Raw genomic sequence first — 22,462 nt, forward strand, 5'->3', positions numbered from 1 at the left:
GGTCGAATTGTTGACGCCACATGGGAACTGGGGGTTCGGTGTAATCTTCGTCGCCTGTGCGGCCTATCTGGCGCATCAGTATTTTTGGGCATTCAATCCCGATGACTATGCGCCCAAAGACAAGAGTGACGGGGAAACGTGAAGGTCCCGTTGACGCAAAACCGCACATGGGGGGCTGCTCTTGCAGGTCCTGTTGGGCGAAACTAAGATTCAAGTAACACTTCCACGCTAGCATTCCCCGAGACAGTAGACAGGCAGGCGACGATGAAAGACCCGATTGATACCTATATGAACACGCTTGTGCCGATGGTGGTCGAACAGACCAGCCGTGGTGAACGCGCTTATGATATCTTCTCGCGGCTGCTCAAAGAGCGGATCATTTTCCTCAATGGTCCGGTCCATGACGGCATGTCGTCGCTGATCTGTGCCCAGCTTCTCTTTCTGGAGGCGGAAAACCCGTCCAAAGAGATCGCGATGTATATCAACAGCCCGGGTGGCGTTGTGACCTCCGGTCTGTCGATCTACGACACCATGCAATACATCCGGCCGAAAGTGTCCACGCTGGTCATGGGGCAGGCGGCTTCGATGGGGTCGCTTTTGTTGACAGCCGGCGAGAAGGGCATGCGTTTCTCCCTGCCGAACTCCCGCGTCATGGTTCACCAGCCGTCGGGCGGTTATCAAGGTCAGGCCACGGACATCATGATCCACGCGCAGGAGACCCAGAAGCTCAAGGATCGGTTGAACCAGATCTACGTCAAACACACCGGCCAAAAGATCAAGACAATCGTCGACGCGCTCGAGCGGGATAACTTTATGTCCCCCGAAGACGCCAAGGAGTTCGGTCTCATCGACGAAATCGTGGAAAGCCGCGCCGTTCCGGTTGATGAATGAACTCGGTCGCCGGCACGCTAGGACAGCGTTTCGGCGGTCACTCAGGTAGGGATTTTGGCATTGTGCCCAAGAATCCGCTGCCTTACACTTGTGCCCTAATGGGCTTGAACGGTCGGCCTTGCGGGGCCGTCCTAAACCGGAAAACGACGGCCAGATGGCCTTAGGGGAATGCAATGAGCAATTCGTCCAGCGGTGACAGCAAAAACACCCTCTACTGTTCGTTCTGCGGAAAGAGCCAGCATGAGGTGCGTAAACTGATTGCGGGTCCGACCGTGTTCATTTGCGACGAATGCGTAGAGCTTTGCATGGATATCATCCGTGAGGAGACGAAATCCTCGGGTCTGAAATCTTCCGAAGGCGTTCCGACGCCAAAGGATATTTGCGACGTTCTGGACGATTACGTGATTGGTCAGGCAACGGCGAAACGGGTCCTTTCGGTCGCGGTGCACAACCACTACAAACGGTTGAACCACGCCGCCAAAGGTGCCGGCGATATCGAGTTGGCAAAGTCGAATATCCTGCTCATCGGCCCTACCGGTTGCGGTAAGACGCTTTTGGCACAGACCTTGGCACGGATTCTGGATGTGCCATTCACGATGGCCGACGCTACGACATTGACCGAGGCCGGTTATGTCGGTGAAGACGTCGAAAACATCATCCTGAAGCTGCTTCAGGCGTCGGAATACAATGTCGAACGTGCTCAGCGCGGCATCGTCTATATCGATGAAGTCGATAAAATCACGCGCAAATCCGACAATCCTTCGATCACCCGAGACGTGTCGGGCGAGGGTGTTCAGCAGGCGCTTTTGAAGATCATGGAAGGCACCGTGGCTTCCGTGCCGCCGCAGGGCGGTCGCAAGCATCCACAGCAGGAATTCCTGCAAGTGGACACGACCAATATCCTCTTCATCTGCGGGGGGGCATTTGCCGGCCTCGACAAAATCATTGCACAGCGCAACAAAGGCTCGGCGATGGGCTTTGGCGCGGATGTGAAGAACGACGAGAATCGTGGCGTGGGCGAGCTTTTCAAAGAGCTGGAGCCCGAAGATCTGCTGAAATTCGGTCTCATTCCCGAGTTTGTCGGTCGTTTGCCAGTGCTCGCTACTCTCGAGGACCTCGATGAAGATGCGTTGATCACCATTCTGACGCAGCCGAAAAACGCGCTCGTCAAACAGTACCAGCGCCTGTTCGAGCTCGAGACTGCCGATTTGACTTTCACCGAAGAGGCTCTGAGTGCCATCGCGAAGCGTGCGATCGCGCGCAAGACCGGTGCTCGTGGTCTGCGGTCCATTCTGGAAGACATCTTGCTCGATACCATGTTCGAACTTCCGACCATGGAGAATGTGAGCGAGGTCGTCGTCAATGAAGAGGCGGTGACGTCAGATGCGCGTCCTTTGATTATCTACTCCGAAGATGATCCCAAAGAGGCCAACGCGGGCTAACCTTCCTTCTTGGATCGTCTCATGGCAATCAAACGTATCCATTCCGGATCGCCCTATGAGCCGAAAATCGGCTACTGTCGTGCTACCGTTACCGACGGCTGGGTGTTCGTGTCCGGTTCGACCGGTGCCGATCCGGTCACGCGTACCATGCCCCAAGACGTGCGCGAACAATGCCGCAATACTTTGGATGTGATCGGTCGTGCGCTGGCGGAGGCGGGGGCGAGTTTTTCCGATGTGGTGCGGGTGAATTATGTGTTGCCGGACAGGGCGGATTTTGAACTCTGCTGGCCAATTCTTGCCGAGGTTTTCGGTGATAACCCGCCTGCCGCGATGATGATCGTTGCGGGTTTGATCGACGCCGAAATGAAGATCGAGATTGAAGTGACGGCGCGCCTGCCCGGAACTCAGGGCTAGGGCCAATTTCTGCCCCATGGCGAATTTCCGTCTGCATCGCGCTGATCGTCGCCATGTGCGGTGCAGCGTAAGGTCAAAGCGTACTCAACCATCGCCTAGCCTCTGGACCTCCGTCGCGGGATGGTTCATAGATTGGGCAACCTATCAAACGAGGCATGATCATGGGCATCGGCAACACCATTCTGCGCGCGCTCGTGTGGTGGAAGGGCCAGACCTTCGGCACGCAGTTTTTCACTTGGCGTCACGGCATCAAAGTTGGTGAGGACGCACAGGGCAACGTGTACTACCGCAATGAAGACGACAAACGTCGCTGGGTTATCTTTGATGGCGAAGTGGAAGCGTCGCGCATCAGCCCCGCATGGCACGGTTGGTTGCACCACACGTTCAACAATCATCCCGGCCACGAGGAACTCGATCATAAACCTTGGGAAAAACCGCATGTCGAGAACCTGACAGGGTCTGCGGCGGCTTATGCTCCTGCTGGGTCGATCCGGCGCGCGGCTCCTGTCGAGCGTGCCGATTACGAGGCTTGGCAGCCCGAATAAATGACGACGAACCGCACAGAAATCGCGGTCGGGGCGGGTGTTTTGGCGCTCGCCATCGGCTTTTTGGTCTACGCAGGCCAAGTAACCGGCTTTGGCGGCGCGTCGGGTGATGTCTACCATCTTACGGCCTCATTCCGCTCGGCAGAGGGCGTGAGCGTCGGTTCAGACGTTCGCCTCGCCGGCGTCAAGATCGGCACCGTGACGGAGTTGGGGCTCGACCCACAAACCTTCCGTGCGGAAGCCAAGCTGGCGCTGGAGAGTGAATTCCAACTCCCCGATGACACGGCGGCTTTGGTGTCATCCGAGGGTTTGTTGGGCGGAAACTTTGTTGAACTCGTACCCGGTGGATCGATGTTCAATCTCGAAGACGGTCAGGTAATTGCGGACACGCAAGGTGCGGTCAGCCTGATCAATCTCCTGCTCAAATTTGTCAGTGGAAGCGGCGATCAATGAAACTCGCAAGCTGGGTTGGCGTGATCGCATTTGGTGTGGCTCCTGTTTGGGCGCAGGATACCACTGCGCCGATTGATGACGACCTCGCGACCGGTGTCGACCAAATCCTGATCCAGCCGCTTGAAGACGACGGGGCAGGCGGGTTCGGTGCAGGGGGACTCACGCTCGAAGATCTACAGAGTTTGCCGAGCGAAGGGTTCCAACGCGAACTGAATGACATCACGACCGAACTGCAGGAACGTGTGGTCTCTGCACCTGGGGCTACCTTGCGGGCGCTCGACCGGTTGACCGGTCAGGTTGAGGATTTGACGCTTAAAACGGGCGAAATCGCCGTCTTCGGGCGAATCGCAGTTCGTCTCGATGACTGCCGCTTTCCCGAAGGGAACCCTTCCGGGGACGCCTATGTTCATGTCGTGGTAGCCGCAGAGGGCGCACAGGAGCCGGTGTTTACCGGTTGGATGGTCGCGTCCAGTCCTGCCCTGAACGCGATGGATCACGCCCGCTACGATGTGTGGCCTCTTTCGTGCAGCACGTCCTGAGGCGTTAGTGGCGCCGTGAATGCGGTGCCATCCACGGGCCTTTGCAAAGCTTCGGCCAACTGCGCTCTGTACTCTTCCCGCGGGATTTCAATCGCACCGAGCGAGGCCAGATGCGGTGTCAGGAACTGCGTGTCAAATAGCGTGAAACCGGCTCTTTTCAGGCGCGCCACGAGATAGGCGAGCGCGACTTTCGAGGCATCCGTGCGGCGCGAGAACATGCTTTCCCCAAAAAACGCCGACCCGAGCGTCACGCCATACACGCCCCCAACCAAGGATGTGCCTTCGTAGACCTCAACGGAATGAGCATAGCCAAGATCGTTCAGGGAGAGATAAAGATCGTAGATCGTGTCGTTGATCCAGGTTTCCTCGCGCGCCGCACAACCATCCACAACGCCCGCGAAATCACGATTGAGCGTGACCGAAAATCGCCCCCTTCGGATCGTGCGGGCGAGGGTTCGAGAGATGTGGAAGCTGTCGAGCGGGAACACGCCGCGGTGCGTTGGATCGACCCAGTAGATGTCGTCGTCATCGCGGTTTTCGGCCATCGGGAAAACGCCGTTGGCATAGGCCTGTAGCAAAAGTTCAGGGTTCAGATCGACGTGGTCCATGTGTCGACTTTGGCGCGCGCAGATGCAAAAGAAAAGGCCGCCCGAGGCGACCTTTCCTTATTTTGTTTCGACGTTGGCCTCTAGCCATTTCTCAAGCCAGTGGATGTTGTAATCCCCTGTTTGCACGGCCTTTTCTGCCAGAAGGGCATGGAAAAGCGGAACCGTGGTATCGACGCCATCCACGATCAACTCGCCGAGGGCACGGCTGAGACGTGCGAGCGCTTCGTCGCGGTCGCGGCCATGGACGATCAGTTTGCCAATCAAACTGTCGTAGTAGGGCGGGATTTTGTAGCCTGCGTAGAGCGCACTATCCATCCGAACGCCCAAACCACCGGGCGCGTGATAATGGGTCACAACGCCCGGGCAGGGCGAGAAGTTCGGCAGTTTCTCTGCGTTGATCCGCACTTCGATGGCATGGCCGTCGAGAACCAGATCTTCCTGTTTAAAGGACAGTTTTTCACCGGCCGCGACGCGGATCTGTTCGCGTACGAGGTCTTGACGGAAAATAGCCTCGGTCACGGGGTGTTCAACCTGCAGACGCGTGTTCATCTCGATGAAGTAGAACTCGCCATCCTCGTAGAGAAATTCGATGGTGCCCGCGCCGCTATAGCCCATTTCGGCAATAGCCTTGGCACAGATGCCACCAATGCGAGCCCGCTCTTCGGGGGTGATGGAGGGGCCGGGGGCTTCCTCGAACACTTTCTGGTGGCGACGCTGCAGCGAACAGTCGCGTTCACCCAAATGGACGCCGCCGCCTTGGCCGTCTCCGAAAACCTGTACTTCGATGTGTCGCGGTCTCTGGAGATATTTCTCCATATAGACTTCGTCGTTGCCAAAGGCAGCTTTAGCTTCCGAGCGTGCAGTGCGAAATGCGGTTTCCAGATCAGCAGGGGTTTTGGCCACTTTCATGCCGCGACCGCCACCACCAGCAGTCGCTTTGATAATGACCGGATAGCCCATTTCGGCGGCCATTTCTTTCGCGCTATCAACGTCAGGGACGCCGCCTTTGGAGCCGGGCACCACGGGGATGCCAAGCGCTTCTGCGGTTTCTTTTGCCGTGATCTTGTCGCCCATTTGCCGGATGTGTTCGGCAGAAGGCCCGATGAATTTCAGGTCGTGATCTTCGACGATCTGAACGAAAGCCGCGTTTTCCGACAAAAAGCCGTATCCCGGGTGGATCGCTTGGGCGCCGGTGATTTCACAGGCGGCGATAATCGCGGGAATGCTCAGATAGGAATGGGTCGAGGAATTCGGGCCAATGCAGACCGCTTCATCCGCCATGCGTACATGCATGGCGTCTGCGTCAGCTTCGGAATGGACGGCCACGGAGGCAATGCCCATTTCGCGACAGGCCCGGATCACACGGAGGGCAATTTCGCCGCGATTGGCGATGAGGATTTTGTCGAACATGCGCGCTCTGGCCCTATTCGATGATCATCAGAGGCGCGCCATATTCGACAGGCGTGCCGTCGTCGACGAGAATGCGTTTCACGGTGCCGGCTTTGGGTGCCGGAATGTGGTTCATCGTCTTCATGGCCTCAATGATGAGAACCGTCTGACCCTCAGACACCTTGTCGCCGACTTTGACGAATTGCGACGCTCCCGGTTCAGGGGCCAGATAGGCGGTTCCGACCATGGGTGAGGAGAGTGCATTTGGGTCCTCGGACGGATCGCTTGATGCGGGTGCGGCGTCGGAGACCGCTGCCGGAGCAGCTGCAGGCGCGTGTGCCGGCGCGGCGGCGGCGACATGCATGACTGGCGCTGCTTCTTTTGCGCGCGAAACACGCACATTCAGGCGGTCGTTGTCACCATACTCACGCTTTACTTCGAGTTCGGTGAGATCGTTTGCATCAAGCAGTTCTGCGAGGGCCTGAATAAAGGCAACATCGGCTTCGTTTGTTTTGCTCATGGTTCCCCGTTTCTTCGGTGTCTGCCCATTGGGTTGGTGCGCTTATACGTCACGTCACGGGGCGTGAAAAGCCGCATCTGTTGCGAAGGTGCGCCTGAACCCATGTCCGTTTGCTCGTTTTTTAGGCACAGACTCCCCATTGGAGCGAGCCTACCAAACTTCAGAAAATTTACCACTTGATAAAAAATGAAAGCCTGCCACGCTTTGATCAGCCATAAAAACCGACAGGGAGCCAAGTGTGACAAACAGCCCGCGCACCGAAGGAATTGCATCAACACGTTTGCCTGCTGAGGCCTATGTTGAAGGTTTTTCCGATCTGCACCCGCCACTCGATGCCCATGAAGCACATGTCGCCGCAGACCGTTGTTATTTCTGTCATGACGCGCCGTGTATGACGGCCTGTCCGACGTCGATCGATATCCCCCTATTCATTCGCCAGATTTCGACCGGCACGCCCGAAGCTGCGGCGCGGACGATTTTTGACCAGAACATTCTGGGTGGGATGTGCGCGCGGGTCTGCCCCACAGAGACCTTGTGCGAAGAGGCTTGTGTGCGCGAGATGGCGGAAGGCAAGCCGGTCGAAATCGGCCGTTTGCAGCGTTTTGCGACCGACAAACTGATGGCGAAACAGTCCCATCCCTACACGCGCGCGCCAGAAACCGGAAAAAAGGTGGCCGTGGTTGGTGCCGGTCCGGCAGGTCTCGCCGCGGCGCATAGATTGGCTATGAAAGGCCATGCGGTCACCATGTTCGACGCGCGCCCGAAACCGGGCGGGCTGAACGAATTCGGGATCGCATCCTACAAATCCCCTGACGGCTTCGCCCAGAAAGAGGTCGACTGGCTTTTGCAGATCGGCGGGATCACGGTCGAGACGGGCAAAAAACTCGGCGCGGGTCTGTCGCTCGATGACGTGCAGGAGACCCACGATGCGGTGTTTTTGGCCATCGGTTTGGGCGGGGTGAATGCGCTCGGCCTGCCTGGTGATGACAAGGACGGCGTGCTTGATGCGGTCGATTTCATCTCCGATTTGCGACAGTCGACGGATCTGTCCACCCTTCCGGTTGGGCGCAATGTGGTGGTTATTGGCGGCGGTATGACGGCTGTCGACGCCGCCGTGCAATCAAAACTCCTCGGGGCCGAACAGGTTACCATGGTCTACCGCCGTGGCCGGGACCGGATGGGCGCCTCTCTCTATGAACAGGATTTGGCCACCTCCAAAGGGGTTCGCATCATTTACAACGCCAAGCCCGTCGCCATTCACGGCAACGGCGCCTGTGCAGACGTTGAATTTGAATTCACCGCCGAAAAAGACGGTCGTTTGGTCGGAACAGGGGAAACCTTCCGCCTTGCCGCAGATCAGGTTTTCCGCGCCATCGGGCAGACGTTGGTTGGCGCGCCGGAAGGGCTGGCGCTCGAGGGTGGCAAGATCGCGGTCGATGCCGTTGGACGAACGTCCGTTGCCGGCATTTGGGCGGGTGGCGATTGCGCCAGCGGGGGTGAGGACCTTACCGTGACGGCAGTGGCCGAAGGTCGCGACGCCGCCGAAGACATCCACGCAACTCTTATGGAGGGCTAAGCCATGGCCGATCTGACATCCAATTTCTGTGGTATCAAATCCCCGAACCCATTCTGGCTCGCCTCCGCGCCGCCAACCGACAAAGAGTACAACGTGCGCCGAGCCTTCGAGGCCGGATGGGGCGGCGTTGTTTGGAAAACGCTGGGTGCCGAAGGCCCCCCCGTGGTCAACGTCAACGGCCCCCGCTATGGCGCAATCTGGGGGGCGGATCGCCGTCTTCTGGGATTGAATAACATCGAGCTGATCACCGACCGCCCGTTGCAGGTCAACCTCGACGAAATGACCCGCGTGAAAAAGGATTATCCTGATCGTGCTGTCATCGCTTCCGTCATGGTTCCCTGCGAGGAAAAGGATTGGAAAGAGATCATTCCACGCATTGCCGACACAGGCGCGGACGGGTTCGAATTGAACTTTGGCTGCCCACACGGGATGGCGGAACGGGGCATGGGATCGGCCGTCGGTCAGGTGCCCGAGTATATCGAAATGGTGACGCGCTGGTGTAAGGAGGCGACGGACCTACCGGTCATCGTCAAACTGACGCCCAACATCACCAACATCCTTTTCCCTGCCGAAGCTGCGGCGCGCGGTGGCGCGGATGCGGTGTCGCTCATCAACACCATCAACTCGATCACAGGTGTAAACCTCGATAGTTTTTCGCCCGAACCGATGATTGACGGCAAAGGCACCCATGGCGGTTATTGCGGTCCCGCGGTCAAACCGATCGCGATGAACATGGTCGCCGAAATCGCGCGCAACGGCGCAACCCGTGAGTTGCCAATTTCAGGCATCGGCGGCATCACAACCTGGCGTGATGCGGCAGAGTTCATGGCGCTCGGTGCGGGAAATGTTCAGGTCTGCACGGCGGTTATGACCTATGGCTTTAAAATCGTTGAGGAAATGATCTCCGGCCTCTCGCAATATATGGATGAAAAAGGCTTCACGTCCATCGACGATCTGGTCGGTCGTGCGGTTCCGAATGTGACCGACTGGCAGTTCCTCAACCTCAATCACGTCACCAAGGCCGTGATTTCACAGGATGATTGCATCAAATGCGGTCGCTGCTACGCGGCCTGTGAGGACACCAGTCACCAAGCCATTGCAATGTCGCCTGACCGCACCTTCACCGTCAAAGACGATGAATGCGTGGCCTGTAATCTTTGCGTCAACGTCTGTCCCGTCGAGGGGTGCATCACGATGAAAACCCTGACGCCCGGCGAATTGGACGAACGGACGGGCAAAGTGGTCGAGGCAGATTACGCCAACTGGACGACGCACCCCAATAACCCGTCAGCCAGCGCGGCGGAGTAGGGCGGTATCGCCCTTCTATTGCTGGTCTGGCACTGGATCGTAGGGTGTAGCTGCAATCGCGGCTGCACCTGCGGATTTAACCTCCGGATCAACGGTTTCATGGGTTTGCGCCGTTAGCGGCTGTTGTTTGTTGATATCTGGCGGTTGAGCATCTGCAATTTGTTGGGGCTCATCCTTTGTTGCCTGCGCGTTTTTCGCATCCACTCCCGCGGGCGCGATGGCCGCACTATCCGCGTCGCGGGTACGTTTCGCTTCAACGCGCGCTATGACATTTTTCAGATCACGTTCCACCTCCAACACGCTCGCCTGAAAAGCCGGTGTCGGTCCTGCAATGACGTTTTCGTCTGTACGGGCCGCACGCGCGGTTTCCTGCGCGTCCTGTTCCGCGCGCAGACGTGCGACGGTTTCCCCGTCTTTCGTGTCGGAGCTTTGCGTGTCGGTGTTGGTGTGGCTGCGATAGTCCGGCAGACCGGTTCCCTGATGGTTCGACGTGGTTTCGCCTTTGGAAACCGGCGCAACTTCTGGCACCGCAGGTTGATGCGTATCCACAGAGGCGCGTTGGACAAAGCCACCGCCACCGAATGCTGGCACGCCGAGTACGTTGGACATTTTCTGGCGCTCCTTCGATCAAGGAGCCCCCACCAGTTCCTTTGTTAATAGCCTAGGCTTTACGATCCGTTAATGTCCCCAGTTTTCTTAGGGTTTGGTTAACGCATGGCTAATTGAGGGGCGTGAGAATCCGGCGATAGAGTTGGTCGAGAAACACGCGGGCCGTATCGAAATGCGTGTCTTCTTCGGGACGCAGGATGCCACGGATTTGAACGTCAAAGTCCGCATAGTGCTGGGTCGTCGCCCAGATCGAAAAAATCAGGTGATAGGGGTCGATATCCGCAATGGACGATTGCGCGATCCACCCCGAAATCACGCGGGCTTTTTCATCGACGAGATCTTTGAGCTCACCTTCGATCTTGTCGTAGATATTCGGAGCGCCTTGCACGATTTCATTGGCGAACAGGCGGCTTTCACGCGGCATTTCGCGCGACATTTCCAGCTTGCGCAACGCATAGGCGACGATTTCCTCGACGGGGTCACCATTGGCGTCCATTTCGCGCAGAGGGTCGAGCCAGGTCTTCAACAACACGTCCATCAAGGCGCGGTGAATCGCGACCTTGGAGGGGAAATAATACAGAAGGTTGGGTTTCGACAGGCCCGCCGCTTTTGCGATCTGGTCCAGGGTCGCGCCCCGAAATCCATGCTGTGCAAAGACTTCCAGCGCGGCATCCAGAATGGTCTCAGTGTTCTTTTTCTGAATCCGCGTTCGCGGTTTAGGCGCCTTCTTATGCAGTCGTGATTCCATGGTTCCGCGCGCGTTTGTGAAATGGGACCCCCATGTTTGCTAAAAAAAGCGCCATTGCATACCGCCAATCGCTAAAAAATATGTCGAGAAACCGTGGTGCCTGCTTTTTCGGCGAGTTGGCGGGATTGACGGTCGCGCAACGCTAAGTCACGCTCGTCTTGACCAAATGGTCAAAGGCGGGCGTGGGTGTCTGTCGGGTTCCCTTGGAACATGCCGACGTTTCACCTGTGTTGATCCCGCTGCACAAACGGGTCTCCAAAAGGCCCGACTCCAACAAGGGACGGAGGCAAAAATGGCTATGGATGGCGACACACGCCCGAACGATCTCTCGGCATTCTGGATGCCGTTTACGTCAAACCGGCAGTTCAAAAAGAACCCGCGGATGTTCGTCTCTGCAGACCGGATGCATTACACGACCGCTGATGGGCGTCAGGTGCTTGATGGTACGGCGGGGCTATGGTGCTGCAACGCGGGCCACAACCGTCCCAAGATCGTCGAAGCGATTCAGAAGCAGGCCGCAGAGCTCGATTACGCACCAGCGTTTCAGATGGGCCATCCGAAGGCTTTCGAACTCGCGACCAAGCTGGTCGAAATGGCGCCGGAGCCATTCACCCATGCCTTTTATACCAACTCCGGTTCAGAAGCCGTCGAGACCGCTCTGAAAATCGCATTGGCCTATCACCGCGTTCGCGGCGAGGGGACGCGCACGCGCCTGATCGGGCGCGAACGGGGGTATCATGGCGTGAACTTTGGCGGGATTTCCGTCGGCGGGATCGTCAATAACCGTAAATTCTTTGGCTCGCTTCTCACCGGTGTTGACCATTTGCCCCACACCCATTTGCCTGCCGTGAATTCATTCACCAAAGGCCAGCCCGAACATGGCGTGGAACTCGCCGACGAGTTGGAGCGTATCGTGGCGCTACATGGGGCCGAAACCATCGCCGCCGTGATTGTCGAGCCGATGGCAGGGTCGACCGGTGTTCTGATGCCGCCAAAGGGGTATCTGGAACGCCTGCGTGCGATCACGGAGAAGCATGGCATTCTGTTGATTTTCGACGAGGTCATCACCGGCTTCGGCCGTCTGGGGTCCTCCTTTGCTGCCGAGCATTTCGGGGTCATGCCCGATATGATCACCTGCGCGAAAGGTCTCACCAACGGGGTTATTCCGATGGGGGCGGTTCTCGCGACCTCCGATATCCACGATGCGTTTATGCAGGGACCCGAAGAGGCGATCGAGTTGTTCCATGGCTATACCTACTCGGGCAATCCGATCGCGGCGGCTGCGGGTCTTGCCACGTTGGAAACCTACCGCGAGGAGGGGTTGTTCGAGCGGGCAGCGGGCCTGGCGTCCTATTGGGGGGATGGTCTTCATTCGCTTCGTGACTGCCCGCATGTGATTGATATCCGCAACATGGGGCTCATCGGTGCCATTGAATTGGAGCCGATTGCAGGCGCGCCGACCAAGCGCGCCTTTAGCGCTTTCCTGAAGGCTTATGAAAAGGGCATTCTCGTGCGCACAACCGGTGACATCATCGCAATGTCGCCACCGCTCATCATCGAAAAAGAGCACATCGACACACTCTTCGGGACGCTGCGCGAGGTTTTGAACGAAATCCAATGATCGTTTTCGTAGTCCCCATACGTCATCCGGGCATGGTCAAAGACACCGCCCATCAACAGGCCTGTCTGCGCGATCTCTTGGCGTCCTTCGCAAACCAGACCTCTGACGCGTGGAAGGCGGTCATCGTTGGCAATCGCGAACAGGAATTGCCGCCGCTGCCGCCGCAGGTCACCTTCCAACCGGTCGATTTCGAGCCGGAGGTCATGGATTACGACGGGGTCGCACTGCAGGATATGTGGCGGATGATCCGGCTCGATAAGGGGCGGCGCATTCATGCGGGGTTCCTTCATGCCGTTGAGGGCGATCAGGTGATGGTCGTTGATGATGACGATCTCATTCACCGTGATCTCGCCGGATTTGTCGCCGACAATCCGTCGGACCGGTTCTGGTTCGTGCCGCGTGGCTATTTCTGGGAAGATGGCACGCGCCGGATCGGGTTGATGAACCGGCTGCACAAACACTGCGGGTCGTCCTTGGTCATTCCGAAATCCGCTTTTCTGGCAACTGACGAGCCGGCGGATAGTCCCAGCGAAGCCGCGATTTCGGAGCTCGGGAGCCACCATTTGATTTTCGAACGGTTTCCCGAGAACGGCAGCAATTGGCACCCCGTCCCATTCCGCGCAACGATCTACCGCGTGCGCCATTCGAATGCGTCGATGACGGCGGCCTCGGATGAGCGTCGTCGGGCGCTGTTTACGTCAAAAGCATTCCGCAAAGTGGTGGGCGTCCTCAAGGGATTGAGGCGTGGATTTAGTGGTGACGCACGGGTCGGCATCGCGCCATTTCCGATGCCCGCGCGTGTCAGACGCGCCTTTTTCGGAGCGCGAGCCTAACTAAGATTTCGGGATATGCCCGGTACAGAACGCGAAAGGAACACTCGATGACTAACGTTGGTCAAAACCTCCGCATCAATTCGGCTCGTCTTTGGGACAGCCTGATGGATATGGCGAAAATCGGTCCCGGTATCGCGGGTGGGAATAACCGCCAAACTCTCACAGATGATGATGCTGAGGGGCGTGCGCTGTTCCAGACGTGGTGCGAAGCGGCGGGTATGAGCATGGGCGTGGACACGATGGGCAATATGTTTGCCACGCGCGAGGGCACCGATCCCGATGCCTTGCCGGTCTACATGGGCTCGCATCTGGACACGCAGCCGACGGGCGGGAAATACGACGGGGTTCTGGGGGTGCTTGGCGCGCTAGAAGCGGTGCGCACGATGAATGACCTCGGGATCAAGACCAAACACCCAATCGTCGTAGTGAACTGGACCAACGAAGAGGGCACGCGTTTTGCGCCTGCGATGTTGGCGTCGGGTGTGTTTGCCGGAAAGCACACGCAGGATTGGGCCTATGACCGCGTTGACGCCAAGGGTTTGAAATTCGGGGATGAATTGAAACGTATCGGCTGGGTTGGCGACGAAGAGGTCGGTGCGCGCAAAATGCATGCGCTGTTTGAGTTGCACATCGAACAGGGGCCGATTTTGGAGGCAGAGGGGCGCGACATTGGCGTCGTCACCCATGGTCAGGGCCTGCGCTGGATCGAATGCGCGGTGACGGGCAAGGAGAGCCATACCGGTTCGACCCCGATGCCGATGCGCAAGAACGCCGGTCGTGGTTTGGCCCTCATCACCGAGCTGGTCCATGAAATCGCAATGAAGCATCAGCCCAATTCCGTCGGTGCCATCGGGCACATCGACGTTTATCCGAATTCGCGCAACATCATTCCCGGCAAGGTCGTATTCACCATCGATTTCCGCTCGCACCTGCAGGATGTGATCGATGCGATGCTCGAAGAATTCTACGCCCGAGCGCCTGCTCTTTGTGCCGATATCGAGGTGTCATTGGAGACGGAAGTTGTCGGCCAGTTCGATCCACCCGCCTTTGACGAGGCCTGCGTGGCCGCCGTGCGCGGAGCCGCAGAGAAGCTCGGCTATTTCCATATGGATATCGTGTCCGGCGCGGGCCATGACGCCTGCTGGATCAACGATGTCGCACCCACGGCGATGATCATGTGTCCCTGCGTGGACGGGCTGTCGCACAATGAAGCCGAAGACATCAGCCCCGAGTGGGCGGCAGCAGGGGCGGATGTTCTGCTGCACGCGGTGCTCGAGACGGCGGAGGTTGTGGGGTGAGCGCCCCGTCCTCATAATTTCGATAAATCTGATCAGATGTTGAGCAGGAACGCATCAGACGTTTCACTTACCCGACAAGGAGACATGACATGACCAAAGTCATCAAAAACGGAACCATCGTCACCGCCGACCTGACCTATAAGGCGGACGTTAAAATTGACGGCGGCAAGATCGTCGAGATCGGCCCTGATCTCAGCGGTGACGAGATCCTCGACGCCACCGGTTGCTATGTCATGCCCGGCGGGATCGATCCACACACGCACCTCGAGATGCCTTTTATGGGTACCTATAGCGCGGATGATTTTGCCTCCGGGACACGCGCGGCTCTGGCGGGGGGCACCACAATGGTGGTGGATTTCTGCCTTCCGAGCCCCGGTGAGAGCCTGCTAGACGCCTATAAGGTCTGGGACAACAAATCGGGGCAGGCGGCCTGTGACTATTCCTACCACATGGCGATCACATGGTGGGGCGAGCAGGTCTTTGACGAGATGAAAGTGGTCACCGAAGAGTTGGGCATCAACACCTTCAAACACTTCATGGCCTATAAGGGCGCGCTCATGGTCAATGATGATGAGCTGTATGCCTCCTTTAAACGGTGCGCGGAACTCGGCGCGACGCCGCTGGTGCATGCCGAGAACGGCGATGTGGTGGCCGAACTGACAGCCAAACTGCTGGCCGAGGGCAATACCGGCCCGGAGGCGCATGCCTATTCGCGCCCGCCGCAGGTCGAAGGCGAGGCGACAAACCGCGCGATCATGATCGCGGATATGGCCGGAGCGCCGCTTTACGTCGTGCATACCTCCTGCGAGGAGAGCCATGAGGCGATCCGGCGCGCCAAGATGCAGGGCAAACGCGTCTGGGGTGAACCATTGATCCAGCACCTGGTGCTCGATGAGAGCGAGTATTTCAACGAAGACTGGGACCATGCCGCACGCCGCGTGATGTCGCCGCCGTTCCGAAACAAACAGCATCAGGATAGCCTTTGGGCCGGTCTCGCGTCGGGGACTCTGTCCTGTGTGGCGACGGATCACTGCGCATTTACGACCGAACAGAAACGGTTCGGCGTGGGCGACTTCTCGAAAATCCCGAACGGGACCGGAGGCCTCGAAGACCGGCTGCCGGTGCTCTGGACCAAGGGTGTCGAGACGGGGCGCATTACGGCGAACGAATTCGTGGCTGTCACATCAACAAATATCGCCAAGATATTGAATTGTTACCCGAAAAAGGGCGCAATACTGGTCGGTTCCGATGCGGATATCCTCGTGCTGGATCCCGAGAAAACCAAAACAATCAGCGCCGCGACACAGGCCTCTGCGATTGACTACAACGTCTTTGAGGGCGTGGAGGTCAAAGGCCTGCCGCGTTACGTTTTGACCCGTGGCTATGTGGCCGTCGATGACGGGGAACTCAAAGCGAAAGAGGGTCATGGGGAATTCGTCGCGCGCGATGCGAATGCGACGGTGAACACGGCGTTGAGCAAATGGAAAGAGCTGAGCGCACCGCGCCCTGTGGAGCGGACCGGCATTCCGGCGACGGGCGTCTAGGATATTGAAATTAAACGGCGTGCCGGGATTTGGCGCGCCGTTCAAGGGGGCATGAATATGCAAAGACCAGTGATCGACGCAAAGAACGTCGACCTTACCTTCCAAACCAATGACGGGCCGGTGCATGCGCTCAGCGGTGTTAATCTGGAGATCATGAAGGGTGACTTTGTGTCCTTCATCGGGCCGTCGGGATGTGGCAAAACCACGTTTCTGCGCTGCATTGCGGGGTTGGAAACACCTACAGGCGGGGCGTTGACGATCAATGGGCTGACCCCCGAAGAGGCGCGCAAAAGCCGTGCCTATGGCTATGTGTTTCAGGCCGCCGGCCTCTATCCGTGGCGCACGATTGCGGGCAATATCAAGCTGCCGCTCGAAATCATGAAGTTCCCCCGTGCGGAGATGACTGATCGCATCAATAAGGTCCTGCAACTCGTTGATTTGGATGGATTTGGTGGAAAATACCCCTGGCAGCTATCTGGTGGGATGCAGCAGCGTGCGAGTATTGCGCGGGCTCTGGCCTTTGACGCGGATATCCTGCTGATGGACGAACCCTTCGGGGCGCTGGACGAGATTGTGCGCGACAAATTGAACGAAGAGCTTTTGGCGCTCTGGGCGCGCACCCAAAAGACCATCGCCTTTGTAACCCACTCGATTCCGGAGGCTGTCTATCTGTCGACCAAGATTGTCGTGATGTCACCGCGACCGGGGCGGATCACCGATGTTATCGACAGCCCTCTGCCCAAGGAACGCCCGCTCGAAATTCGCGACACGCCGGAGTTTATCGCGTTGGCTCACCGGGTCCGTGAGGGGCTTCGCGAGGGCCATGCGGCATGATCGGGGCCGTCGTCGAAATTTCCCTAAAACGGGCGGGCGACTATTGCGTGACGTCGGCTGATCCTTTGTTTGATCCCTTCTGCAGGAGCGCGCGATGAGTGGGGCTGTGCGCAGAGCCACTCGGGACGACATCGCCGCCATGGCCGATATCGTTGTCGCATGGGAGGCCGAAACCCCTTGGACTCCGCCCGCACCGGACGGCGAACAGATCGCGGCGATGTTTCACAAGATGTTTGAGGCGCGCGAAATCTGGGTGGCGGGGGATCCGGTCACGGGCTACCTCGCGCTTGATCCCGAAAAATCCCACATCACCGGCCTGTACATGCGTGCGCGCGGGCAGGGGTTGGGTAAAGCATTGGTCGACAAGGCCAAGGAAGGGCGAAGCGTCATCACCCTGAACACCCATGTCGCCAATCTGGATGCGCAGCGGTTCTATGTGCGCGAGGGATTTGTGGCGTTGCATGAAATGGCGCCCGCGAAAGAGGGCGATCCGCAGGAATTGCGAATGGAGTGGCGGGCATGAGAAGTATCATTCCGGTCCTCACAGTCGTCGCGGCACTCGTCGTGATTTGGTACGCCGCCGCTGTCGCGATGAATTCGCAATGGACGCGCGATCAGGCCGCACGCGCAGGCGTCGAGGTCAGTTTTGGCGAATTGGTCAGCGACACGATGAGCCAGAAACGACCACTCTTGCCCGCGCCGCATCAAATCGTCTCCGAGATGTGGGAGACCACGGTTCAAAAGAAGATCACCTCGAAACGCTCGATGGTCTATCAGGGCATGATCACGCTCAAAACCACGATGCTGGGCTTTGCATTCGGCATTATAGGCGGGGTTGTATTGGCCACAATCATTGTGCTCAGCAGGGTCGGGCGGCTGACGTTGATGCCGTGGGCGATCATCTCCCAAACCATTCCCATCGTCGCCTTGGCGCCCATTATCGTGGTATTGTCCAATGCAGTAGGCGCGGGCACGTTGATGGTGCCAAAGGCGATCATCGCGTCCTATCTGAGCTTTTATCCGGTTTTGGTCAGCATGGTGAAAGGGCTGAGCAGCCCCGATCAGATGCAGCTGGATCTGTTGCGCACCTATGGTGCCAGCAGGAGGGAAGTCTTTTGGAAACTGCGCCTGCCGTCCTCGATGCCTTATTTCTTTGCCTCGCTCAAAGTGGCCGTCGCGGCCGCCTTTGTGGGCGCTGTGGTGGCTGAATTGTCCACCAGCGCGATTGCAGGTTTGGGCGCGCGGATGTTGATCGGGTCGCAATTTGGCGAACCGATGATCATGTGGGCGGCGTTGTTTTCCGCAGCGGTGCTCGCCGCGATCCTGATTTTCCTCGTCGGGAGCGTCGAAAAGGGCGCACGTCACTTCATGGGAGGGCGCGCGATATGAGGCGTTCAGATACCTTGATTGAAAGGATCGGCTGGCCGGTCGGGTTCGGAATACTGGTTTTGGCACTTTGGGAAGTGGGGGTGCGCGCCTTTGGTGTGTCGCCTGCGATCCTGCCGCCCCCGTCGGCGATATGGGCCGCGATAATATCTTCGGGTCCAACGCTATGGGGCGACTGGGTGCAAACGGTCGTCAAAGGCGCGCTGAACGGGCTTTGGATGGGCACCTTGGCCGCATTGGTGCTGGCGGTGATCATTGACCGGTTCGATTTTCTCAAACGCGGCCTATTGCCGGTCGCGAATTTCTTTGCGGCCTTGCCGATTGTGGGTCTCGCGCCCATCATGGTGATGTGGTTCGGCTTTGACTGGCATTCAAAGGCGGCGGTTGTGGCGGTGATGGTGTTCTTCCCGATGCTGGTCAATATCCTCGGCGGTCTTGCCGCGGTGGATACTATGCAGCGGGATTTGATGCGCACCTATGGCGCCTCGCACGTTCAGACTTTGACGAAGTTGCGTGGCCCTGCGGCGTTGCCGTTTTTGTTCAATGGCCTGAAGATCGCCACCTCTCTGGCGCTGATCGGGGCAATTGTCGCTGAATATTTTGGCTCTCCGATCCGGGGCATGGGCTTTCGCATCTCGACAGAGATGGGACGCTTGGCAACGGACATGGTTTGGGCTGAAATCGTGGTGTCCGCAGTGACCGGCACGGCCCTTTACGGGATCGTGGCGGGCATCGAAAGAAAGGTGACTTTCTGGCATCCATCCCAACGCGGGTAAGACCCCCCGCGTTTCTAACACGCACGGGGAAAATCCTCGGCATTTAAACAACTTGGAGGTTGTACTGATATGAAAAAGCTACTGACGAGCGCTGCCGCTCTGGCCGCCATGGGTTCAGGTTTCGCGACGGGCGCATTTGCAGCCGATGAAGTCACGCTTCAGCTTAAATGGGTCACGCAGGCCCAGTTTGCGGGCTACTATGTGGCACTTGAAAAAGGTTTCTATGAAGCGGCTGATCTGGACGTGACGATTAAACCGGGCGGTCCCGATGTTGCACCGGTTCAGGTCCTGCTGGGTGGCGGTGCCGATGTAATGGTCGACTGGATGCCCTCCGCTCTGGCTGCACGTGAAAACGGAGCGCCGGTGGTCAACATCGCGCAGCCGTTCAAAGGGTCGGGCATGATGCTGACCTGTCTCAAGGAAAGCGGCATCACCGGACCCGAAGACTTTGCAGACAAGACTTTGGGCGTCTGGTTCTACGGCAACGAATATCCGTTCCTGTCGTGGATGGGCAAACTGGGCATGGCGACCGATGGTTCCGAGGGTGGCGTCACGGTTCTCAAGCAGGGCTTTAACGTCGATCCGCTTCTGCAGAAACAGGCCGCCTGTATTTCGACCATGACCTACAATGAATACTGGCAGGTGATTGACGCGGGCATTTCCGCCGATGATCTGATCACCTTCAAGTATGAGGATCAGGGCGTGGCGACCTTGGAAGACGGTCTCTATGTGCTCGAATCCTCCCTCGACGATGAGGCGATGGTCGACAAGCTCGCGCGTTTCGTTTCGGCCTCCATGGAAGGTTGGAAATGGGCGGAAGAGAACCCCGAAGATGCGGCGATGATCGTTCTGGAGTACGACGAGACCGGTGCACAGACCGAGTCACACCAGATCCGCATGATGGGTGAGGTGGCTAAACTGACCGCCGGTTCCGACGGCGCGCTCGACGTGGCGGATTACGAGCGCACGGTTGAATCGCTCCTGTCTGGCGGATCCGATCCTGTGATCACCAAAGAGCCCGAAGGCGCCTACACAACGCTCATCACAGATGCCGCCATGAAATAAGTGCAACCTGATTGCATGAAAAAGGCCCCCGCAGCGATCTGCGGGGGCCTGATTTTTGACGCGCGTGGCGATTACATCATGTGGACTTCGGCAAAGGTGAGGTCGCCATCAATCCATTCGATTTCGCTCTGGTCGATGTCGACCATCGCTTCGAGTTCGGCCTCGGTGTGACCTTCAATGCGCAGCGTGTCTTCGTCAACGCGGGTGAAGTTTTCCACCGAAACGGCCACATCGTGTTCCGCGATGCCGAGGAAGCCACCCATACCGACGATGGCCACGAGTTCGCCGTCGATTTTGGTAAAGCCATCGATTTCACCGATGTCATTGCCTTCGGCGGACAAAACTTTGGTGCCCGTGATTTCGTCGATAGTCTCTTCGCTGAATGCGTACACAGTTACGCCAGCTTCGCCGACCGCATCGCCCATATCATTGGCCATATCGGATACGCCGTCTGCAGCGTCCGACATCGCATCGCCCGTCGCCTCAGTGGCATTTTCAGCAGCGATACCCATGTCATCGAGGGCGTCGTTCATGTCGGCTTTGACGCCGGTGTCAACATCCGCAGATACCTCGCCATTGTCCACTTGGGCAGACAGGTCGGTCTCGGTGGTTGCTTCCTGAGCGAAAGCGCCCGATGCAACGAGGGTCAGAGCAGCAGCGCCGGTCATCAGTGTTTTTTTCATGTTCGTCATAACAGATCTCCTTAGTGTTGATCGTTTGTCGTTTCTGATCAGTCAATGCGGGGAGGAGGGCTGTTGTTCCTAAAAGAATTTTTCGTTTTTGAGGGAACTTTGGACGTCTCAAAATGTTTGGAAATCCTTTGTGCTCCCTGAACCCGCGCAACCGCGCGGCGCACAGTGTCCACTTAGAATATCGCAACGTCGCGGCATGTCAGATTTGAAAGGGAGCGAGATGAATAGGGTCGACCATTTGATCGAAGAGGCGCTCAAACGCGTCGAACTTCTTCTGGCATCACGGGGCTGACAGGCGCGCGCCCTGATGGCGCGATGAGCGGTCCGGTTCCACCGAGGCGATGGATCTTCGCGCCGGTGCGCATTTTGAACCGAGCGAGATCGGGGGCGCGGTCTTTGTCGATGGTCCCGAGGTCGAGATGGCGAACCCCGCGCGATTTTAGAACCCCGATCGCGCGCCAGAGCATGAGATTGTGAGCATTCGCCGAACGCGCGCGCGCACCGGCATGGGCCATATGATAGGTCGCGGACGTGCCGTGAAGTACGAACAGCATTTGCGCATCGAGACAGGTAAGCAGCAACAGGTCGCGCGCTGACGCGGCGTGTAAAGCGAGGGAGAACTCGGGGGGAAGCGCGCGGTATTTACCCGTGGCCTGACGCGCCTTTTCCGCTGCCAGTAGGGGCATGAGCGCTTCTGGCGTGACATCTGGCTGCGCGACGGGGAGGTTTGCACGTTCGCTTTGAACCAAAGCATTGCGCCATTTTCCGTGCAGTCCCGCGCGCAAGTCCTGCAGTGGGGGCGTGAGGTTTAGGGTCGCCGATTCAAGTCCGGTCACCACGGAGAATGCGCCAATCGGGTTCTCGGGTGTCATCAGTGTAAGCGCAGGCGTGGCGGCGCGAAGGGCCCGTAGCACAGGGCGCGCGTGACCGGCGCGCAGGAATATCGGCCCGCGTGAAATCAGGCCAACGGACATTCCCGCGATGCGACGTGTGATGATCTGCGCGATGGCGGCGGGCCGGTCAGGGTCGCCAATGGCCACGCGCATGACGTCTCTCCCCACGGCCTGTGCAGCCGCGCCATAAATCCACCGTTGGGGCAGGGCGGCATCGGCCATATCCGCGAGCGCGTCCCAATCCGCACGTGAAATGATGGGGGTGATTTCCATTACACCATCTGGCGCAATCATGGCTAACAGCAGGTTAACGGCATGGCGTGCGGTCCATGAAAAAGGCCGCGGGGGGTGTGCCCGCGGCCTGATCCGGTTGCGATGTGCGGGTCGCTATTTTTCGTTATACATCGAATTCGCAATGAGCTCTTCGACGACGGAAGGGTCGGCGAGGGTTGAGATGTCGCCCATTGCGCCTGTGTCG

Annotated in this window: 24 protein-coding genes; 17 read left to right on the top strand and 7 right to left on the bottom strand. The window is 58.2% G+C overall.

The features are described from left to right. Nucleotides 1-264: 264 nt before the first annotated feature. The 6 genes from ABD815_RS02065 (at nucleotide 265) to ABD815_RS02090 (ending at nucleotide 4,284) form a co-directional block, all read left to right on the top strand. Complete coding sequence (locus ABD815_RS02065; RefSeq protein ID WP_344842793.1) at nucleotides 265-891, top strand: ATP-dependent Clp protease proteolytic subunit; 627 nt, start codon at nucleotides 265-267, stop codon at nucleotides 889-891. Nucleotides 892-1,064: 173 nt separating this feature from the next. Beyond that, entirely contained in the window at nucleotides 1,065-2,333 is a 1,269-nt protein-coding gene (gene clpX, locus ABD815_RS02070; protein WP_344842796.1) for an ATP-dependent Clp protease ATP-binding subunit ClpX, read from the top strand. Nucleotides 2,334-2,354: 21 nt separating this feature from the next. Further along, nucleotides 2,355-2,747, top strand: coding sequence for a RidA family protein (locus ABD815_RS02075; protein WP_344842798.1), 393 nt, complete (start codon nucleotides 2,355-2,357; stop codon nucleotides 2,745-2,747). A gap of 161 nt (nucleotides 2,748-2,908) precedes the next feature. Continuing rightward, entirely contained in the window at nucleotides 2,909-3,292 is a 384-nt protein-coding gene (locus ABD815_RS02080) for an NADH:ubiquinone oxidoreductase subunit NDUFA12 (protein WP_344842800.1), read from the top strand. Then, nucleotides 3,293-3,745: an outer membrane lipid asymmetry maintenance protein MlaD gene (mlaD, locus tag ABD815_RS02085; RefSeq protein ID WP_344842803.1), complete on the top strand. Its 453-nt coding sequence runs from the start codon at nucleotides 3,293-3,295 to the stop codon at nucleotides 3,743-3,745. Then, the gene (locus ABD815_RS02090) at nucleotides 3,742-4,284 is read left to right on the top strand and encodes a DUF2155 domain-containing protein (protein WP_344842807.1); all 543 of its coding nucleotides are present in this window, start codon (nucleotides 3,742-3,744) and stop codon (nucleotides 4,282-4,284) included. Before mlaD ends, ABD815_RS02090 begins: the two co-directional genes overlap by 4 nt. On the opposite strand, the gene aat is transcribed toward ABD815_RS02090, so the two are convergent. Genes aat through accB form a run of 3 tightly spaced genes read right to left on the bottom strand, consistent with a single transcriptional unit; the run spans nucleotide 4,248 to nucleotide 6,801 of the window. Then, entirely contained in the window at nucleotides 4,248-4,892 is a 645-nt protein-coding gene (gene aat / locus ABD815_RS02095; protein ID WP_344842810.1) for a leucyl/phenylalanyl-tRNA--protein transferase, read from the bottom strand. The genes ABD815_RS02090 and aat overlap by 37 nt on opposite strands. Before the next feature lie 57 nt (nucleotides 4,893-4,949). Then, nucleotides 4,950-6,302 carry an acetyl-CoA carboxylase biotin carboxylase subunit gene (accC, locus tag ABD815_RS02100; RefSeq protein WP_344842812.1) on the bottom strand — a complete coding sequence of 451 codons (1,353 nt, stop codon included), beginning with the start codon at nucleotides 6,300-6,302 and terminating at the stop codon, nucleotides 4,950-4,952. Nucleotides 6,303-6,315: 13 nt separating this feature from the next. After that, a complete protein-coding gene (accB, locus tag ABD815_RS02105; RefSeq protein WP_344842816.1) occupies nucleotides 6,316-6,801 on the bottom strand; it encodes an acetyl-CoA carboxylase biotin carboxyl carrier protein in 486 nt (161 codons plus the stop codon). Nucleotides 6,802-7,039: 238 nt separating this feature from the next. On the opposite strand from accB, the gene ABD815_RS02110 reads away from it, so the two are divergent. Then, a complete protein-coding gene (locus ABD815_RS02110; protein WP_425549830.1) occupies nucleotides 7,040-8,377 on the top strand; it encodes an NAD(P)-dependent oxidoreductase in 1,338 nt (445 codons plus the stop codon). A 3-nt stretch (nucleotides 8,378-8,380) separates the two neighbouring features. Beyond that, nucleotides 8,381-9,685 (top strand): NAD-dependent dihydropyrimidine dehydrogenase subunit PreA, encoded by a 1,305-nt coding sequence (gene preA, locus ABD815_RS02115; protein ID WP_344842818.1) that lies wholly within the window; start codon nucleotides 8,381-8,383, stop codon nucleotides 9,683-9,685. A gap of 15 nt (nucleotides 9,686-9,700) precedes the next feature. Here preA and ABD815_RS02120 read toward each other — a convergent pair whose 3' ends face one another. Further along, nucleotides 9,701-10,294, bottom strand: coding sequence for a hypothetical protein (locus tag ABD815_RS02120; RefSeq protein WP_344842820.1), 594 nt, complete (start codon nucleotides 10,292-10,294; stop codon nucleotides 9,701-9,703). A gap of 109 nt (nucleotides 10,295-10,403) precedes the next feature. Then, nucleotides 10,404-11,042: a TetR family transcriptional regulator C-terminal domain-containing protein gene (locus ABD815_RS02125; protein WP_344842823.1), complete on the bottom strand. Its 639-nt coding sequence runs from the start codon at nucleotides 11,040-11,042 to the stop codon at nucleotides 10,404-10,406. Between the two features lie 292 nt (nucleotides 11,043-11,334). Between ABD815_RS02125 and aptA the strand changes: the two genes are divergently transcribed. From aptA to ABD815_RS02170, 9 genes are all read left to right on the top strand, one after another. Then, entirely contained in the window at nucleotides 11,335-12,663 is a 1,329-nt protein-coding gene (aptA, locus tag ABD815_RS02130) for an omega-aminotransferase AptA (RefSeq protein WP_344842826.1), read from the top strand. Then, on the top strand, nucleotides 12,660-13,496 hold the full coding sequence (locus ABD815_RS02135; protein WP_344842829.1) for a hypothetical protein: 837 nt from the start codon (nucleotides 12,660-12,662) through the stop codon (nucleotides 13,494-13,496). The genes aptA and ABD815_RS02135 overlap by 4 nt, the downstream gene beginning before the upstream one ends. A gap of 47 nt (nucleotides 13,497-13,543) precedes the next feature. Next, entirely contained in the window at nucleotides 13,544-14,794 is a 1,251-nt protein-coding gene (locus ABD815_RS02140; RefSeq protein ID WP_344842832.1) for a Zn-dependent hydrolase, read from the top strand. A gap of 89 nt (nucleotides 14,795-14,883) precedes the next feature. Then, nucleotides 14,884-16,338: a dihydropyrimidinase gene (gene hydA / locus ABD815_RS02145; protein WP_344842835.1), complete on the top strand. Its 1,455-nt coding sequence runs from the start codon at nucleotides 14,884-14,886 to the stop codon at nucleotides 16,336-16,338. 57 nt (nucleotides 16,339-16,395) lie between these two features. Further along, nucleotides 16,396-17,172 (top strand): ABC transporter ATP-binding protein, encoded by a 777-nt coding sequence (locus ABD815_RS02150; protein WP_344842838.1) that lies wholly within the window; start codon nucleotides 16,396-16,398, stop codon nucleotides 17,170-17,172. 94 nt (nucleotides 17,173-17,266) lie between these two features. Further along, entirely contained in the window at nucleotides 17,267-17,695 is a 429-nt protein-coding gene (locus tag ABD815_RS02155) for a GNAT family N-acetyltransferase (protein WP_344842841.1), read from the top strand. Next, on the top strand, nucleotides 17,692-18,561 hold the full coding sequence (locus tag ABD815_RS02160) for an ABC transporter permease (protein WP_344842844.1): 870 nt from the start codon (nucleotides 17,692-17,694) through the stop codon (nucleotides 18,559-18,561). The genes ABD815_RS02155 and ABD815_RS02160 overlap by 4 nt, the downstream gene beginning before the upstream one ends. Next, nucleotides 18,558-19,334 carry an ABC transporter permease gene (locus tag ABD815_RS02165; RefSeq protein ID WP_344842847.1) on the top strand — a complete coding sequence of 259 codons (777 nt, stop codon included), beginning with the start codon at nucleotides 18,558-18,560 and terminating at the stop codon, nucleotides 19,332-19,334. The genes ABD815_RS02160 and ABD815_RS02165 overlap by 4 nt, the downstream gene beginning before the upstream one ends. Nucleotides 19,335-19,403: 69 nt before the next feature. After that, the gene (locus ABD815_RS02170; protein WP_344842850.1) at nucleotides 19,404-20,399 is read left to right on the top strand and encodes an ABC transporter substrate-binding protein; all 996 of its coding nucleotides are present in this window, start codon (nucleotides 19,404-19,406) and stop codon (nucleotides 20,397-20,399) included. 71 nt (nucleotides 20,400-20,470) lie between these two features. Here ABD815_RS02170 and ABD815_RS02175 read toward each other — a convergent pair whose 3' ends face one another. Both ABD815_RS02175 and ABD815_RS02180 read right to left on the bottom strand, forming a co-directional pair. Beyond that, on the bottom strand, nucleotides 20,471-21,091 hold the full coding sequence (locus tag ABD815_RS02175; RefSeq protein ID WP_344842853.1) for a hypothetical protein: 621 nt from the start codon (nucleotides 21,089-21,091) through the stop codon (nucleotides 20,471-20,473). Nucleotides 21,092-21,345: 254 nt separating this feature from the next. After that, nucleotides 21,346-22,257, bottom strand: coding sequence for a hypothetical protein (locus ABD815_RS02180; RefSeq protein ID WP_344842856.1), 912 nt, complete (start codon nucleotides 22,255-22,257; stop codon nucleotides 21,346-21,348). Nucleotides 22,258-22,462 lie beyond the last annotated feature (205 nt).

Source organism: Celeribacter arenosi (assembly GCF_039539485.1).
Classification (GTDB): domain Bacteria; phylum Pseudomonadota; class Alphaproteobacteria; order Rhodobacterales; family Rhodobacteraceae; genus Celeribacter; species Celeribacter arenosi.